A 16,736-nucleotide genomic window follows, 5' to 3' on the forward strand; every position below is an offset into this window, starting at 1 on the left:
CTTTCACCACGGCGGATTGATCTGGAACCAGGCGCTCACCAGGCCCCGACCGTTCGAAGCCGCAAATCCGATCCAGGTTACTCATTTCGCTTCTCCTTGCCGGCCCGCACCATCGCCCGTCTGCAGCCGATGGTAAACCTCGTGCAGCAAATGGTCGCCGGCCACTCGTCGGAAATCGTCGTCGTTCATCAGGCGGCCGAAGATGTCTTCGTTGCCGTCCATGCGTTCGATGAACAGGCCTTCCAGCATTTTCTCGAACACGTAGGCGAAGTTGTCCATGCTGTTGGCTTTTGCCGCCGCCTGCAGGGTTTCATTCTCTACGGCAGTTTCGGCGATCTGGTCGAAGAAGAGTTGATCGGCCGGGGTGAACTCGGTGCCGAAACGCTCGTTGAGCCGGTCGATCAGGCTGGACAGTTCTACTGTATCTTCCTCGGCCCGGCCCGTGCCGACTTCCGTCGGTCCGTACAGTGCCTTGGCCTCGCCCACCGCCAGGTCGATGGCGCCTTCGCTGATCTTCTGCAGGCGGTAGTACTTCAGCGAGACCTCGTCTTCGAGCTCGAACACCGTATCGTCGGTGCGACGCGGCAGCTTCGAGAGCAGGAAGCGGGCATAGCTGTAGAGCTTCTCCAGGCTACTGTCCTGGTAGGGAATGATCTGTGCCAGAAAGGCGTAGAGGTTGCGGAAGCTGGCCAACTGGCTCTTGAATCCTTCCTGCTCGTCGTCGGGCAGCGCCTTGTAGCGCTCCACGGCCTGATCGATCACGGCGTTGATCCTGCGATGATCGGCCGCCGTCGGCTCGTGTCGATTGCGATACCAGATCTCGGCAAAGGCATTGACCTCGTCGGCATAGAACACCTGGGCCTGTTCGAGCCGATGCTGCAAGTCGTAGAGCTGCTGCGGATCGCTGGGTTCGCCAGGCGGCGTGATCTCATAATAAGGCTTGAACGCCTCGAAGATCTCTTCGGTATCGTTGACGAAATCCAGCACGAAGGTATCGTTCTTGCCTTCGGCCGTGCGGTTGAGGCGTGACAGCGTCTGCACGGCCTGGATACCGGCCAGACGCCGGTCGACGTACATGGTGTGCAACAAGGGCTGGTCGAAGCCGGTCTGGTACTTTTCGGCCACCAGCAGCACCTGGTAGTGCTCGGAGTCGAACTTCTCGGGCAGCTCCGACTCCTTGATGCCCTCGTTCATGCCGACCTCGGTATAGGTGCGGTCGGGAAAGTCCGGATCGGTGACGCTGCCGGAAAACGCCACCAGCGAGCGGATGCCGCTGATGTTGTTGTCTTCGATGTACTTGTCGAAGGCCTGCTTGTAACGGACGGCATGCAGGCGCGAGGCCGTCACCACCATGGCCTTGGCGCGCCCGCCGATCTTGTGGCGGGTGTGGTTTCGGAAGTGTTCGACAATCACCTCCACCTTCTGCGCGATATTGTGCGGATGCAGCGACATGAACCGGGCCAGCGCAAGTGCGGCCTTGCGCCGCGGCACCTGGGGATCGTCCTCGATGGACTTGATCAGCCCGTAGTAGGTCTTGTAGGTGGTGTAGTGGGCCAGCACGTCCATGATGAAGCCTTCCTCGATGGCCTGGCGCATGGAATACAGATGAAATGGCGGCTGACCGCCGGCACCGGGCTCGTTGAACACGGCCAGCGTCTTGAACTTGGGCGTGGCGGTGAAGGCGAAAAAGCTGATATTGGGCTGGCGCGGACGCTTGAGCATCTCTTCGAACAGGGCCTTGCGCGCCTGCTCTGACAGGTCTTCCTCTTCCACGTCCAGAAATTCCGCGGCGATGGCCGACTCGATGCCGTCGCGGTTGAGCACCTTTCTGAGCTCCATGGCCGTCTCGCCCGACTGCGAGCTGTGCGCCTCGTCCACGATCACGGCAAAGCGCTTGCCGCCGGTGGCCAGCGAGACGTCCTGGCCCTTTTTCGCCAGCATGTCCATCGCCTGGGTGATGAACGGAAACTTCTGGATGGTGGAAATAATAATCGGCACACCCGACGACAGCGCCTGGGCCAGTTGCTGGGTATTCTCGTCGATTTTCTGCACCACCCCCTGCTTGTGCTCGAACTGGTAGACGGTGTTCTGCAACTGCTGGTCGAGCACGCGCCGGTCGGTGATGATCACCACGCTGTCGAAGACCTTCTCGTCGGCTGCATCATGCAGGCTGGAGAGCCGGTGCGCCAGCCAGGCAATGGAGTTGGACTTGCCCGAACCGGCCGAGTGCTGCACCAGGTAGTTGTGCCCTGCTCCCTTCTCGCGCGAGCTGGCAATGAGCTTGCGTACCGCATCGAGCTGGTGATAGCGCGGGAAGATCATCGTCTCTTTCTTGTGGCGCTTCACGCCCCGCTTGGTTGCGATCTTCTTTTCGCTGACCTCCAGGTGCAGAAAGCGGGCCAGAATGTCCATCAGGCTGTCGCGCGTCAGCACCTCTTCCCACAGATAGGCCGTACGGTAATTGTCATCGGCCGCGGGCGGGTTGCCGGCGCCGAATTCATGACCCCGGTTGAACGGCAGAAAGCGGGTGTCGGCCTCGCCGGCCAGTCGCGTGGCCATGAACACCTGGTCCGGATCCACGGCAAAATGCACCAGCGCCCGCTGCTTGAATCGGAAAATCGGCTCGTCCGGGTCCCGCTCGCGCCGATACTGGCGCATGGCGTCTTCCACCGTCTGCCCGGTCATGGGGTTTTTCAGCTCCAGCGTCACCACCGGCAGGCCGTTGACCGACAGGACCATATCCAGCGACTTTTTCGGGTGCTTCTCGCTGAAATGCACCTGCCGGGTCACCCGCAGGCGGTTGTGACCATAGGCCTCGGCCGCCTCGGGGTTCATGCCGGTGTTGGGAGCAAAGAACGCCAGCCGAAACGTCTTGCCGAAACACTTGAAACCATGACGCAGCACATGCAAGGCATGCTTCGAAGCCAGCTCCTTGACCAGCGCGCCCAACAACACCTCGCCGGCCTGCTCGCCCTGCAACTTCACCAGCGACTGCCAGCGCCGCGGCTGGCTGGCCTGAACAAATGCAATCACCTCATCGGGAAACAACCCATGCCCCGCATCGAACCCGGCCGCATCGCCTTTCTCGTAGCCGCCCTGCCCGATCAGCGACTGCTCCATGGCCTGTTCGAAGTAGATTTCCTGATGCATGGTTGCTTCCTGTTCCGGCCTCGTCTGGCTTACACTAACGCTCACGGACTGGGAGTGCCCGGTCGGCGTCATGGCCCCGGCGGGTTCGCAGGGGCCTTTCGTTTTCTAGCACACCTGTCAGGCCACCTTGATCTGGCCGGTGACGGCGTTGGTGATCAGGGCGGAGCGGTATTCTTCGAGATAATCGATTTGTTCCGACACCAGTCTGCGTTGGCTTCGCTCGAGCTCTGCTTGTTGATCTAGTTGCGCTGCAATCTTCTGCTGTTCTGGCAACGGCGGAAGCGGAATACGGATCGAACCGACAATTTCGCAGTTTAGGGCATCCCGTTGCCCTCCACGACCATGTTCTCGGATTGGTTGATACGACTGGACAAGCGCGTAATGTAGATACGCAGTATTCAAAGGCGAGGCGGCAACAATTGCAGCCATATTTTGGTTGATATATGCGTCAATCTCTAGCCGTGCTGCGAGGCCACGGGTGCGCCCTTGTCCCACCATTCCGATTACTACTGATCCGCTCGGTGCAAGAACAAGCCCTGTCTCGGCTACCGCCTGCTGAGATATGAAGGCACTCGGCGCAGTAATCTTCCAGTCGTTGACTTTTCCGCTGGATAACCACGGGCAGGAACCATCCCAATAGTCGTTTCGCGACCTTGAAGGAGTCGCGCCGTTGAAAACACGAGAGAGCCAAGAGATTGAGGCGATCTCCCAATGCGCCGGAATCTCCCCCAGCCACTCGATGCCGCTGTCTTTCATGGGGGCATCGGGGTTGAGGCCCTTGGTGACGGCGCGGGTGATCAGGGCGGTGCGCTTTTCGGCCAGCCGGTCGAGCAGGCGGCGCTTCTTGCCGATCAGGGTGTCGATCTCGGCGGTCTTGCGGTCGAGGAAGGCGGCGATTTTTTGTTGTTGGTGCAGCGGTGGTAGCAACGCCTGAAAATCCTTGATGAACAGCTCCGGCACGCGCTTTTGCCCGCCAGCGCCATACATGGCTCCTTCACCCAGCTTGCGAAACAGCTCGGAAATGCTCAAATAAAACAAAAAGCGCCCGTCGATATCTTGGGCCGGACGAACGACATGCAGCTCGGTTGTGCCAAAGGCGATACCATTCTTCAGGCCTTCTACGAACGCGCCCTTGCCGTTCTCAAAACACGGGGTAATCTTAGCAACAACGACATCGCCGTCCGCAAAATAGGTATAGCCGTCGCCAATCTCATCGAGCGCCTTGACCTGCTCAAGCTGAATACCACCATGTTCGCCAATCGCAGCCATGGGCACGAAGGAGGCTTCGTCCGCGGGTGCCAATGCAATCGGCTGTGCCTTGTTGATCCGGGTGACAAACCGCAATCGGCGAGTTGTCCAACCATCGGGGCAAGGGAGCGGGTGATAGAGGTCCATGGCACCCAGCCGGATGGATGAGGAGGTTACATTCATGACTTGTCCTCCTTCTTGATCCGCTTCTCCAACGCCTCCAGCTCCCGCAAATCCTCGGCATCGGCCTCCAGCGCTTCATCCCGCCGTCGCTGGGCGTCGAATCGTTCATATCGTTCATGGGCAATTTCCCTGGCACGCTCGGCGCTGATGGCGCCTGCTCCGTCGAGAATCGGCCGTTCGTTGAATTCCAGCAGCCGGTCCACATTGTGGCGCCAGTAGTCCAGGGTCAGGTCCTTGCGCTCTTTGGCGCGCAGTTCGGCCTGCTCCAGAAAGATCACTACCAGACGGTTCAAGGTGTCCACCTCGTCGGCGCTCAGATAGTTCTTGGCGATGGTGACATCCTGCTTGCGCACCCGTGCGCCCTTCCAGCTGGTCAGCGCCATGTTGGGGGAGTCGGCGTCCGCGCGCTGGACCACGATTTCGGCGGCGGTGTGGCCGGTAACGGCATAGAGCAGCTTGTTCTGCACCTCGGCGAAAAAGGTCTGGGCGTCCCGGTCGTCGGGCCGGTAGTCGCTGGAGAGGGCGAACAGATCCCGCACTTTCTGGTAGAAGCGCTTCTCCGAGGCGCGGATGTCGCGGATGCGGGCCAGCAGCTCGTCGAAGTAGTCCCAGCCGCCGGGCTCTTTCAAGCGCTCATCGTCCATGACGAAGCCCTTGACCAGGTACTCCTCCAGATGGGCGGTGGCCCACTGGCGGAACTGGGTGCCCCGAGGGGAGCGTACCCGGTAGCCCACGGCCAGGATCATGGGCAGGCTGTAGGCCTTGAGGCGACGCCGGACCTGGCGCTGGCCCTCCTGGCGAACTTGTAAGGAATCCTTACAAGTTGCCTCCGCGCTCAGCTCGCCTTCTCCATAGATGGCCCGGATGTGCTGGGTGATGGCCTGGGGGGTGGTGTCGAACAGTTCGGCCATCTCCGCCTGGGTGAGCCAGACGGTTTCGCCGTCGGCGCGGAGCTGGATCTCCGCCCGGCCGTCCTCGCTGCGGTAGAGAATCAGCTCGCCCGCGCTCATGCCGTCACCTTCTTCAACATCTCCAGAATCTCGCCTTCCAGACTCTGGATGTCCTGCTCGATTTCTTCCAGCGGCCGGGGCGGTTCGTAGACGTAGAAATGCCGGTTGATGGGGATTTCGTAGCCTACCCTGGTCTTGCCGTGGTCGATCCAGGCGTCATCGACGAAGGGCAGCACCTCGCGGGCCAGGTAGTCCTCGCAGTGCTCGCGTACCAGTTCCAGCAACTGGCTGTTGTCGGCATTTTTCTCGTAGCCAATTGGCAGCGGCAGCGGGATATTGGCCGGTAGCGGCACGATCTCGCTGTCGCGCAGCTCGGTGTCAGGTTCGGGGTTGCCTTTGCTGTCGCGGCAGATCGCCGCTTCCGGGTCGCGCTCGGACAGGGCGTTGAGTATGGCTTTCTTGATCGGCGCCGGCAATTTCTCGCCGGCCGCCTTGAAGGCGGCCTTGAGCAGCGGCTCGAACTCGGCCCGGTCATCGAAGCGCTGGTCGTCCAGCCCCTCAAGAATTCCGATGATGCGCTGCTGGGTTTCCTCGCCGGCCTTCACCTCGGCATCGTGTTCGGCCTGGTTCTTGCGCTTCTTGCTTTTCGCCAGGTTGGCGAAGGCGGTTTCCTGCCAGATCCGCTCGATACGCTCAGGCGTGGCCTGGAAGTTCAGGCGCAGCGGACGCTCGACCGTGACCTTCAGGTACCCGAACTCGCGGTTGTCGAAAATCTTCGAGCAGACCCGCTCCTCAAGCTCGCCGTTCAGGCCCACCCGGCAAGTCGCGCCGTCGGTGAACTCGCCATAGAGTCGGGTCAGTTCCTCGATATGCTCGTCGGCCAGCTCGTTGCGCTTGTTACCCAGGCTCTTTTTCATCTTGCGGTAGTGGCGGGTGCCATCGATGAGTTGAACCTTGCCCTTGCGCTCATCGGGCTTGCGGTTGGTCACCAGCCAGATGTAGGTGTAGATGCCGGTGTTGTAGAAGAGCTGGTCCGGCAGGGCGATGATGGCATCCAGCCAGTCATTCTCGATGATCCAGCGGCGGATATTGCTCTCGCTCGGGCCCGGCTCGCCATTGAACAGCGGCGAGCCGTTGAACACGATGGCAATCTTCGAACCCTCCCCGCCCTGCTCCGGCGGCGGGTTCATCTTGCTCAGCATGTGCAGCAGAAACAGCGTGGCGCCGTCATTGATGCGCGGCAGGCCCGGCCCGAAGCGGCCGTTGAAACCCAGCTCCCTGTGTTCCTTCTTCACATAGTCTTCCTGCGGCTTCCACTCCACGCCGAAAGGCGGGTTGGCCAGCATGTAGTGAAAGGTTCGATCCGGATGACCGTCGCTGGTCTCGCCGTCGCCCAGGGTATCGCCAAAGGCGATATTCTCCACCGGCTCGTCCTTGATCAGAAGATCCGAGCGGCAGATCGCCCAGGACTCCTCGTTGTACTCCTGCCCGAACAACTGCAAGTGGGCCTGCGGATTCTGCTCGGTGATGTACTCCTCCGAAACCGACAGCATGCCGCCCGTCCCGGCCGTCGGATCGTAGATCGTCCGGGCAATCCCCGGCGTGTAGACTTCCTCGTCCTCGGTATAGAGCAGGTGCGCCATCAAGCGAATGACCTCGCGCGGCGTGAAGTGATCCCCCGCCTCCTCGTTGGCCTGCTCATTGAACTTGCGCACCAGCTCCTCGAACACATAACCCATGTCGTGGTTGCTCACCCGATCCGGGTGCAGGTCAATACGGGGATCGGCGAACTCCTTGACGATCAGATAGAGCCGATTCGCCTTGTCCAGCTTCGCGATCTCGGCATCGAACCCGAAGGCCCAGAAAATCTCCCGCGCCGACTCCGAGAAGCCATTGATGTAATTGCTCAGATTACTGGCGATATGCTCAGGATCGGCCAGCAGCTTCTCGAAGGTATACGAGCTGATGTTATACAGCGGATGATCCCGCCCCTGGCTGGCCTTGCGCGCCAGCACCTTGTGCAGGGCATCACCCTCCAGACCGCGAGCCTGCAACTTCTCGTATTCCTTCAGCACCTGTTCCTTGGTAGGCGCCAGTACACAATCCAGACGGCGCAGCACCGTCATGGGCAGCATGACCTTGCGATACTGCGGCGGCCGGTAGGGCCCACGGAGCTTGTTGGCAATTTCGAAGACAAAATTGATCAGGTTGGTGGTGCTGGTGGTCATCTATATCCTAAGTTTTGCTCGTGATCGGATTCTTCGGCCCGCTCAAAGTATGCACAACCTCTTCAATAACCAACCGTTCGGAGCGGCAGCACAAAACGGTCGGCTGTATTCAATTGTTCGAGCTAATCTGGTGGTGGCAATTTGGTATGGGAGGGGAAAGAATACTCATCCCGCTTCGGCTCAAGAAAAGTGGGACGAACCTCCGAGTCCAACACTTTTCGACGAGGCATCGGAATTGCCTCTGGAGGAGGCCGAAACCTTTCATCCAAATTGGTCATCAGCAAGTCAATATCCTCTGAGAATTCCATTTCTGCAGTGAGTTGCTGAACAGCCTTTAGCAACCGCTCAAGTCTATATTTTGCCTCGTCTTCTCCAAGCTTTGGCAGCTGCCGTTCAAATCGGTCGATCCGCCTCAACAACCTTCGAACACGTTCTGGAGTTGCATTGTGCCTTTTTTGTTCGAGAATCGCGGACCCTGCAATCCCATCTTTTCTGAGCGAAGAAATCAGGAGATCTTTCAGCACTTTGGAGTCCTCGATAACCTGATTCAAACCAGAACGAAAAGAGCCATAATTTCCAATTGCAACATAGAGGGAACCCACAATCACCACCATAACCTCTAGGCTTCCTTGACGAAATTGGACATCAACGTCAGTGTCTTGCCGATAGATTGCGGACGCAAACTGCCCAACCAAATCCTGCAAGTAATTCCTACTCGGCTCCTGATCAAAAACAGGGATTTCCAAATCCAGCTTCAAATAAACAGCGGTGAGCTGACTCATGAAAATATTCCAGTCTCAATGCAATCGCTAACACTTAGCTTAACCACTGAGCTCGTCCGGCTTTGCCGGCCAGGAGCTTGTGCCGTGTCCGGCGTAAACTGGATAGTAGATTCACCGGGCATTGAACACCGGCCCTAGGAATTGATGGAGATCGGCCGTCGCATTTGCATATCGGCGTTCAACGTATGCGCTATAGAGTTTCCGTCTAATCTGCACGGTATCTATCCCTGTCGTGGCCTCGACTTGCTCAACCATATAATTGATACGTCGCTTGGCTTGTTCTCTGGGATTTGCACTTGTTTTCGAAAGGTAATCTTGCGATTGAGACAATCTTCCAAAGTTCACGGCGTGCCCAGTGAAGCTAGCACGAAGGTAGTCATACATTTGTCCGCCTTCAATCATGTCCGTTATGCCGCATTCCGGAGTACAAGGCAAGTACCTGAGGCTTCCGCGAGCTCGGTTGAACGCCTCTAGCAACCGCTGATTGCCAGTGCGACGCGCTTCGTCCAATGACTCTGATTTAACGTCTTCGTCCAAAACCGCATGCCGGCGCACATGAGCGGGAAATATTTGAGAGGATGCATTTAGAAATTCAAGTACCTGCACAAACCCTCCCACAGGAACAATCTTGAAGAGAGGCTGGTAACAAATATCTAGATTCGCTACCTGCAGATATCTTTGAACGATTTGCTCTAAGAGCACCTTGGCCTGTTTGTCTTCAACAAAGAAGACGAAGTCCACATTCAGTTCATCATCAAAGGCGATTTCGCCCAAAACCTGCGCGGGATATGGCTTTCGGGTGACCCGAATCTGGCCTCCCTGCTCCTCGGTGAGATGAATAAGTTGAGAACGCTTAGCTGATTTGATGATCGACGCAGAGTGAGTCGAAAACACAACCGTCAATCGCTTCGTTCGCGCGACCCTATTCAGGGCTTCCATGAGCCTAATTTGGGCTTGTGGATGCAACGCCATCTCGATTTCATCTATCAGGATCAAACTGCCGTTTCGTACATTGGACAGCCTTTGGGCGAGCCTCAGCACGCAGAGTTCACCCAAGCTGAAGCTCTTCTCGGAATAGTAATTCCAAGGCGCGCGAGCATGCGCGCGATAGGGGATTAGATATGCCAGATTTCCAGTACCTCGCCGTGTGTTGAGGTACTTCAAATCAGACCATTTGTTGTCATCGAGAACTTCACACAAAAAATCCTTCAGACTCTGCCCCGCATCCCGAAATCGGTTGTGTCTGATCTCATCCGCGAACGGTTCGATGCGATCAGAGTTGGCTTCAAGATATTCAATTGCGGGATATGGGAAGTCGTTAAAAAGACCCGCATTGGCACGGGGCGTTGCTCGCCATCGCTGCCCGCCGTACCGATATGTGACAGATCGGTTGTTTATCTCATAAGTCACTGACGCGTTTTCGTATAGATCAACCCGGTTCGCTAGTGGGCTGGTCTGAAAGTAGCGTTGAAAAGCGTAAGAGTTTCGGATACGAAGCAATGCAGCCAGCAGGGTCGATTTGCCTGTTCCATTCCTACCGGCTAATACCCACACACCCGGGGAGGGCACTGAGAACTCCAGAAGAGCTACGCCCTTAATGTTTTCGAGTCGGAGCTTCATTTTTCGTGGCAAACATAACCTATAAGCATTTATCGGCCGTGCGCAGCATAGCGGATAAATGCCAGTTGAACTGAGCCGCCCATCAGACTGTCGCGGTTCTGACTACTTGGAGTTGTTTTCGTTGGGTCCAGCGGTTCGGCAGAATTTGCCCGCTCGATCGCCCCGGTGAGCAGGTTTTGCGCCTCGATTTCCCCATTTTTTCGCTGCCGAGTGGTTCCCTGATGCTCAATGTAGCGCGAAATTCGCTGAAATTCCAATCTCGGGCCGAGCAACACCGTGCTCACCTGAAGTCGCCCATCCGGCGATCGGCTGGTGGGGGTGGTCGGGCGCATTGGTGCTGGACCAGTGTGGTATGGCGATTCCACCGATGTTGTTGGTCCTGCTGGTGCTGTGGCTGGTGAGGAGATGCCCGAGCCTGCCACCGCGTAATGCCGGCAGGCAAAATCGCTGCGGACTGCAGGCGGTAGACTCAGCGGGTGCGGTTTATGCCATGCGGCGCGGCCACCGAGCTTGACCGGTTTTGCCGTTCCGAAAGTACCCCCGCGTCCGGCTGAGCATTCTTTGGGTGCTTAGTCGGCGTGATGCAGTTCCTGGCGGAGGATCTCTCTCAGCTTGCCGGCAGTCAGGGGTACATTCTCATCATTGAGTGCAGCCCGAAGCGCCTCGTTGATCGCTGTCTGGTATCCGATGCCCCTGGCTTCCGCACGCTTTCGAAAGGTTTCGATGATGTCGTCATCCAGCATGATGGTGATGCGGGTCTTTCCGGAGGATTGGATGGCCGGACCACGTTTCCCTTTACTGAAGTCATACTCTTTACGCATGGTAATTTCTCGCCTCGCTTGGGCTGGCTTTACGCGCAGAAATGATTCGGACTCGATCTTCCCGCGGTGTGTGAACCACGACCAGAACGCGACCCAGAGAATCGGCGCCCAGTGTGACAAATCGGGGCTCAGCTTCGGAGTCCGGATCCTCAATGGTTATGCCAAGGGGATCGCGGAGCGCTTGTTCGGCATGCGCAAAGCTGACGCTGTGCTTGCGCAGATTAGAGGCCGCCTTTTCGGGATCGAATTCGATCTCCATATGGCGATTATGCATATGTTATACATACCCGTCAATGGCCGCCCAACCTGCAGGCATTTGTCGGCCGTGCGCAGCCTGTCGGGTAGATGCCAGTTGAACCGAGCCTTGCGCCAGACCAGCGCGGCCTTTCCAATCAGCTATTTCCGTTCGATATCGTCATCTTGATTCATGGGGCTGGGGTCGTGGGTGCTGGATTGCAGAACCGGGGGAAGGCGTATAGGCTTCGGATTCCGGTATGGCTGCCCGGTTTGTCGGGCGGCTGTTGGGTTTCTTGCCGGCGTTCGGCTGGTGGGGGCGGTCAGGCGTTCCCGTCCGTCGGCCTTGGGGATACGGACCCGCCGGACCGGTTGCGGGCAATACTGCCCCGCTTCCAGTTGATCGCGGATCGCAGGCCAGTTCTGGCGAAGGAAGTCCGGTAGTGCATCAACGCTCATCCCGTCAATGCCCGGCGCGCCCTTGTTCTGGCGTACTTGCTTGACTGCCCGCTGCAGGTTGCTGCGTTCCAGCACCTTCTCCCACAGCAAGACAGTGGATGTCGAGGCCGGATCGGTCCTTTCCCCAGTCACCGATTCCTCCCGTGCTCCAGGCACGGCCGACTCGCGTCGATTCTCTGAGGCTGTCCGGTCACTCATACTCGGTCGATCATCCTCGTTCATCGTTCGGGCCTTCAGTGACGCCAATCACCTACTATGCCCTCGGCTGACTTCTCCCAGGCGGTCAGCGCCAATTGCTCAGCGCTCAGCTTCGCAAAGCGAAGCACCGGGGAGACCTCCCGGGGTAAGACACGAAACTGTCACGGCGTAGACGCTGGATTTATAAAACGCAGACCGATTGCAGATGGAGGGCTTCGTGGTCATGTGCCCACTCGCCCCGTCTACGTCACACCTCATATCCAGTTCCTGTTCGTCGCCCCGCCGCTTTGGATTGGGGTTACCGCTCCCTTCGGTCGCTCTCGCGTATCGCTCGTGGTCTCCGCTGCGCTCCGGCTCCTCCAGACCCCACCTCGCGATGACGCCCTTGCCCTTCTCCTAACCTTCGGCTCTGCGAATACCTGGTAAGAGGACTTACACCTCTCTAGTCTCGTGCCATGCCCGGCACACACGTCTAAGCTAAGCGGCGCGGCGTTAGCCGCGTCCGGTGGAGGCCGAAGGCCGGAACGAACTTGAGCGACTTGTTATGCATCACCAGCGCGCAGCGAGCCTCCAAGGGTTTGCCAGTTTTCAGTCTTTTCATGGAGAGGAATTCTTTGATCATAAGTCGCATAGTACTCATAAGCTATTTCAGCCAATTCCTCTTTCCCAAGCTCCAAATTGTGCAGATAGGATAAAACTCTGGGCAAAACAGGCCCAACAGCCTCATTGAACTCTTGTGAGGGACAGAGCCCACTCGGCACGCTTTCAGCGTAGAGTTCAAATAACTGGGTAAGAATAAACTCGTGAATTTCCGACTCCCTCATGTTTGAGGGTCGATTTGATCCACCAAGCCTGGAGAAATGATCCCCAACCTCACACATGGCCAGCCAGACGGCCTTCCGACATTTTTCCCGTTTTGTGTTCCGCTGATGCATAACGTTTGGGTTAACCGGCGCCGCCACCGAACTCGCCCGGCTTTGCCGCCCGGAAGCTTACCGGCGTCCGGTTGAACCCTTTGTTATGCGATTTGCTGCAAGGCATTGGCGAGATCGCGGCCAGCCGTAGGGGGTGGAAGGGGCTTGCCTTCCTGCTGATACAGCTCGATGGCTTCGTCTACGATCTGGCAAAGCTCGGCAAAGACCTCCTTTTCGTCCGTCCCGTGGCAACCGCCATAAAGTAGGCCCGGCGCGCTACCCACAAAACACTGATCCTCTTCGGACCATTCCACAATCTTGGCGTAAAGGGCGCTTTCCTTCATTTCTTGGCCTCCTGGACCGCTTTTTCTACGGCCCGAATCTGGTACTTTTTGGCATCATCTCCGAGTTTGCCAGAAATCGTTACAGGCTTCGACACATTCGGGTGGATGAAATTCCGGTGGCTCCCCTTGCCGCCGCGATCTTCGAAGCCCGCCTGTTTGAGAGATTTAATCAGCTCCCTGACTTTTGGTGGCACACCGCCTCCCCGACTTGTTCATTCAATCGCATAACTAGTAAATGTGCGTCAATTTGTTCGAATACTCGGTAGAGGAACAAAGTGACTGTATATTCGATATAGGGCAATCACGCCGGATATGATGCAATGCCTCGCCGGGCAAGTTGGCCGGAGTTCGGTGGCGGCTGGCGTGTCTTGCCGGTGGATTGCTGAGTGTTGACGTCCCCATTGGCGCCCCTTCCTGCGTTGGTACCGTGCCGTTTTGATGCATATGCGCTCCCTGCGGCTCAATATGCCTAATCCATGCTCGGGGTGCAAGGGGCGCAGGCGCTGGATTGCAGAACCGGGAGAAGGCGTATAGGCTTCGGATTCTGGTATGGCTGCCCTGTTTGTCGGGTGGCTGTTGGATTTCTTGCCGGCGGTCGGCTGGTGGGGGGAGTCGGGCGCTTTGGCGCTGGACGGGTGTGGTATGGCTATTCCACCGATGTTGTTGTTCCTGCTGGTGCTGTGGCTGGTGTTGCTGGGGCTGGGTTTGCTGGAGGCGGCGCGGCATCGGCGGGTGTTGCGGCGGATTCCGGTGCGCATTCATGTCAACGGCACGCGCGGCAAGACCAGTGTGACGCGGTTGATTGCCGCAGGGCTGCGCGCCGGGGGCAAGCGCGTGTGTGCCAAGACCACGGGTTCTTCTGCGGCGCTGGTCGATCCGGACGGGCGCGAGTTCCCGCTCTACCGGCCCAGCGGGGCCAACATCATCGAGCAGATGCGCATCATGTGGCGCATGCTGGAGTTCGACCCGGAAGTGGCGGTGGTCGAATGCATGGCGTTGCAGCCGCAGTATCAGTCGCTGACCGAGTTGAAAATGGTGCGCGCCACCCACGGGGTGATTACCAATGCCCGGGCCGATCACCTGGAAGTGATGGGGCCGGCCGAAGAGGACGTTGCGCTGGCGCTGGCCGGTTCGGTGCCGGTGGGAGGTGATCTGTTTACGGCCGAGCGCGACTTGCTGTCGGTGTTCGAGACCGCCTGCGCGGATCGCGGCAGTCGGCTGCACGGGGTGGACGAAGACGATGTGGCCTCGGTGGATGAGTCGCAGCTTGCCCGTTTTCACTACAGCGAGCATGCCGAGAACGTGGCTCTGGCGCTGAAGGTATGCGAGAGCCTGGGCGTGGACCGGGACACGGCGCTGGAGGGCATGGTGGCGTTGCCGCCGGAATCGGGCGCGATGCGGGTGCTGCACGGGCAGTTCTTCGAGCGCGACATCGTGTTCGTCAATGCCTTTGCCGCCAACGACCCGGAATCGACCGGACGCATCTGGGAGCAGATGGTGGAGCGCCATGGCGAGGGGCGACGGCGGGTGGCGCTGGTCAACTGCCGGGCCGACCGGCCGCATCGTTCGCGCCAGATGGCCCAGGCCATGCCGCAATGGGCGGCGGCCGATCGCTATATTCTGATGGGTTCGGGCACGCTGCTGTTCGCGCGCATGGCGGTCAAGCACGGCATGTCGCCCGATCGCATGATCGTGGCCGAGAACGTCTCTCTGCTCGATATCACCGAAACCATACTCGAACACTGCGGCAGGAAGTCGCTGGTGGTGGGCATGTGCAATATCCACGGCGGCGGCGAGGCAGTGGCGCGCTACTTCCACAACCGCGCGAAGAAGGAGGAAGACCTGTGATTGCGCTCAATCTCCTGGCGGTGGCCATCGGCATCGGCCTGTTCTTTACCCTGCTGCTCAGCCAGGCGTTCGGGCTGGCCGCCGGCGGGCTGGTGGTGCCGGGCTACATGGCCCTGCAGTTGATGAACCCGTTCAACGTCGCCATCACGCTGCTGACCGCGCTGGCCACGTTTGCCGTGGTGCGACTGGCCTCGGGTTATGTGGTGATCTACGGGCGGCGGCTTACCATCCTGATGATTCTGACCGGCTACCTGCTGGCTGGCGCGGTGGATCTGCTGATCGGCGGATTTCTGGCCTGGACGGACCTGGAAATGGTGGGTGAGCCGGGGGATGCCGAGGCCAAACTGACGGCAATGGAGTCGCAGCTTGCCGTGGCGATGATGGAGCTGCGCATCATCGGCTACATCATTCCCGGCCTGATCGCCATCTGGTTCGATCGCCAGGGCGTGTTGCAGACCCTGTGCGGGCTGGCGGTGACCGCCGTACTGGTCCGCCTGAGCCTGATCGCATTCATGCCCGAGACGCTGGCGGCCTTCGAGGCGGCCCAGCGCAGTCCCATCCCCGGCTGGTAAGGAGGAGACGATGAGCAAGTTCACGAGAATCTACTGGCGTTCGTCCCGTGTTCCGGCCTGGGGCCTGGTGTGCCTGGCGGTTGCTGCCTTGCTGGCGCTGGTCATTGCCGAGTTCGTGCAGAAGCGCGACCCGGTGGTGGAAGCCGCCTATGCCGAGATGGTGGCGGCCTCGCGCGCGATGCGCGACGGCATCGAGGTGATTCGCCCGGCGCGCGGGCAGGTGCTGCCGATCAACCCGGAGTTCGACCCGCAACGCTCGGGGCTGATTGGCGTGGCCTCGAGCATGGTCACCACCACGCGCGGTGGTCGGCAGGCCAAGCAGACCACCATCAATCCCAACTGGGGTGCGGTGGCGGTCAAGTTGATGCGCCAGGCCGGGGTGGAAGAAGGCGACACGGTGGCGGTGACCGTTTCCGGTTCGTTTCCGGCATTGAACCTGGCCGTCTATGCCGCGCTGGAAGCGATCGGGGCCGAGCCCATCATCATCGCCTCGGCCTCGTCCTCGCAGTGGGGCGCCAACGTGCCCGACATGCTGTGGCTGGACATGGAAGAGCTGCTTCGCCAGGAAGGCGTGATTTCCCTGCGCCCGGTAGCCATCTCGGTGGGCGGCGCGGAAGACCGGGGCACCGACCTGTTGCCCGAAGGCGTGGAGCATATTCGCTCACGCATCAACGCCTCCGGCATTCCCCTGCTCGACCCGGGCGGCTACGCCGAGGCGGTGGCCGATCGCATCGCCCTGTTTCGCGAGCAGGCCGACGGCCGGCCGATCAAGGCATTCATCAATGTCGGCGGCGGCGCCACCATTGTCGGACCGCCGGGCATCGACCGGCATTTTTCCTCCGGGCTGTCGCGCGCGGCACCGGCCCGCGCGCATGCCGTGGAAACGGTGATGGGATATTTCCTGCGCGAAGGCGTGCCCGCGATTCACTTCATCGGCATCAGCAACATGGCCCAGCGTCATGGATTGCCCATCGCGCCGGAAGAGGCGGTGTCGGTGGGCAGTGGCGGCATTTACACCGCCGGCACCTACCGCCGCGGCCTGGCGGTGTTTCTGGGGCTTTTGCTGATCGGCCTGACCTGGCTGATGGTTCACTCCGCCGGCATCACCAGCTTTTTCGGGGGGCGGCAGGATTCGGAGGGCAGCCGGCGGCCGATGGTTTGAGTCGCGCCGGCAATCGAAGCCGT

Annotated in this window: 16 protein-coding genes; 3 read left to right on the forward strand and 13 right to left on the reverse strand. The window is 59.3% G+C overall.

All coding sequences use genetic code 11. From position 1 onward, the window contains the following. Positions 1 to 81: 81 nt before the first annotated feature. The 13 genes from IC757_RS08280 to IC757_RS08340 form a co-directional block, all read right to left on the reverse strand. Positions 82 to 3,150 carry a type I restriction endonuclease subunit R gene (locus tag IC757_RS08280; protein WP_190976850.1) on the reverse strand — a complete coding sequence of 1,023 codons (3,069 nt, stop codon included), beginning with the start codon at positions 3,148 to 3,150 and terminating at the stop codon, positions 82 to 84. 117 nt (positions 3,151 to 3,267) lie between these two features. Next, on the reverse strand, positions 3,268 to 4,581 hold the full coding sequence (locus IC757_RS08285) for a restriction endonuclease subunit S (RefSeq protein ID WP_190976851.1): 1,314 nt from the start codon (positions 4,579 to 4,581) through the stop codon (positions 3,268 to 3,270). After that, positions 4,578 to 5,591, reverse strand: coding sequence for a virulence RhuM family protein (locus IC757_RS08290; protein ID WP_190976852.1), 1,014 nt, complete (start codon positions 5,589 to 5,591; stop codon positions 4,578 to 4,580). The genes IC757_RS08285 and IC757_RS08290 overlap by 4 nt, the downstream gene beginning before the upstream one ends. Further along, a complete protein-coding gene (locus tag IC757_RS08295) occupies positions 5,588 to 7,759 on the reverse strand; it encodes a class I SAM-dependent DNA methyltransferase (protein WP_190976853.1) in 2,172 nt (723 codons plus the stop codon). Before IC757_RS08295 ends, IC757_RS08290 begins: the two co-directional genes overlap by 4 nt. Before the next feature lie 122 nt (positions 7,760 to 7,881). Continuing rightward, a complete protein-coding gene (locus IC757_RS08300) occupies positions 7,882 to 8,541 on the reverse strand; it encodes a hypothetical protein (protein ID WP_190976854.1) in 660 nt (219 codons plus the stop codon). A 111-nt stretch (positions 8,542 to 8,652) separates the two neighbouring features. Beyond that, positions 8,653 to 9,951 carry an AAA family ATPase gene (locus IC757_RS08305; protein ID WP_223846317.1) on the reverse strand — a complete coding sequence of 433 codons (1,299 nt, stop codon included), beginning with the start codon at positions 9,949 to 9,951 and terminating at the stop codon, positions 8,653 to 8,655. Between the two features lie 239 nt (positions 9,952 to 10,190). Next, the gene (locus tag IC757_RS08310) at positions 10,191 to 10,493 is read right to left on the reverse strand and encodes a hypothetical protein (protein WP_190976856.1); all 303 of its coding nucleotides are present in this window, start codon (positions 10,491 to 10,493) and stop codon (positions 10,191 to 10,193) included. Between the two features lie 237 nt (positions 10,494 to 10,730). Beyond that, positions 10,731 to 10,982 (reverse strand): BrnA antitoxin family protein, encoded by a 252-nt coding sequence (locus tag IC757_RS08315; RefSeq protein WP_190976857.1) that lies wholly within the window; start codon positions 10,980 to 10,982, stop codon positions 10,731 to 10,733. Beyond that, positions 10,975 to 11,241, reverse strand: coding sequence for a BrnT family toxin (locus IC757_RS08320; protein ID WP_223846318.1), 267 nt, complete (start codon positions 11,239 to 11,241; stop codon positions 10,975 to 10,977). The genes IC757_RS08315 and IC757_RS08320 overlap by 8 nt, the downstream gene beginning before the upstream one ends. A 137-nt stretch (positions 11,242 to 11,378) precedes the next feature. Further along, positions 11,379 to 11,873: a hypothetical protein gene (locus tag IC757_RS16715; protein WP_223846319.1), complete on the reverse strand. Its 495-nt coding sequence runs from the start codon at positions 11,871 to 11,873 to the stop codon at positions 11,379 to 11,381. Between the two features lie 542 nt (positions 11,874 to 12,415). After that, positions 12,416 to 12,697, reverse strand: coding sequence for a hypothetical protein (locus tag IC757_RS08330; protein ID WP_190976859.1), 282 nt, complete (start codon positions 12,695 to 12,697; stop codon positions 12,416 to 12,418). Between the two features lie 194 nt (positions 12,698 to 12,891). Beyond that, on the reverse strand, positions 12,892 to 13,131 hold the full coding sequence (locus IC757_RS08335; RefSeq protein WP_190976860.1) for a hypothetical protein: 240 nt from the start codon (positions 13,129 to 13,131) through the stop codon (positions 12,892 to 12,894). Then, positions 13,128 to 13,325, reverse strand: a complete 198-nt coding sequence (locus IC757_RS08340; RefSeq protein WP_190976861.1) for a type II toxin-antitoxin system HicA family toxin — start codon at positions 13,323 to 13,325, stop codon at positions 13,128 to 13,130. The genes IC757_RS08335 and IC757_RS08340 overlap by 4 nt, the downstream gene beginning before the upstream one ends. A gap of 355 nt (positions 13,326 to 13,680) precedes the next feature. On the opposite strand from IC757_RS08340, the gene pgsB reads away from it, so the two are divergent. From pgsB to pgsW, 3 genes are read left to right on the forward strand one after another with little or no spacing between them, the layout of a single operon-like run. Beyond that, positions 13,681 to 14,979 (forward strand): poly-gamma-glutamate synthase PgsB, encoded by a 1,299-nt coding sequence (gene pgsB / locus IC757_RS08345; protein ID WP_223846320.1) that lies wholly within the window; start codon positions 13,681 to 13,683, stop codon positions 14,977 to 14,979. Next, entirely contained in the window at positions 14,976 to 15,551 is a 576-nt protein-coding gene (gene pgsC, locus IC757_RS08350; protein ID WP_190976862.1) for a poly-gamma-glutamate biosynthesis protein PgsC, read from the forward strand. Before pgsB ends, pgsC begins: the two co-directional genes overlap by 4 nt. A gap of 10 nt (positions 15,552 to 15,561) precedes the next feature. Next, a complete protein-coding gene (gene pgsW / locus IC757_RS08355) occupies positions 15,562 to 16,713 on the forward strand; it encodes a poly-gamma-glutamate system protein (RefSeq protein ID WP_190976863.1) in 1,152 nt (383 codons plus the stop codon). The last annotated feature ends 23 nt before the right edge of the window (positions 16,714 to 16,736 follow it).

The sequence above is a fragment of the Wenzhouxiangella sp. AB-CW3 genome (assembly GCF_014725735.1).
GTDB lineage: Bacteria > Pseudomonadota > Gammaproteobacteria > Xanthomonadales > Wenzhouxiangellaceae > Wenzhouxiangella.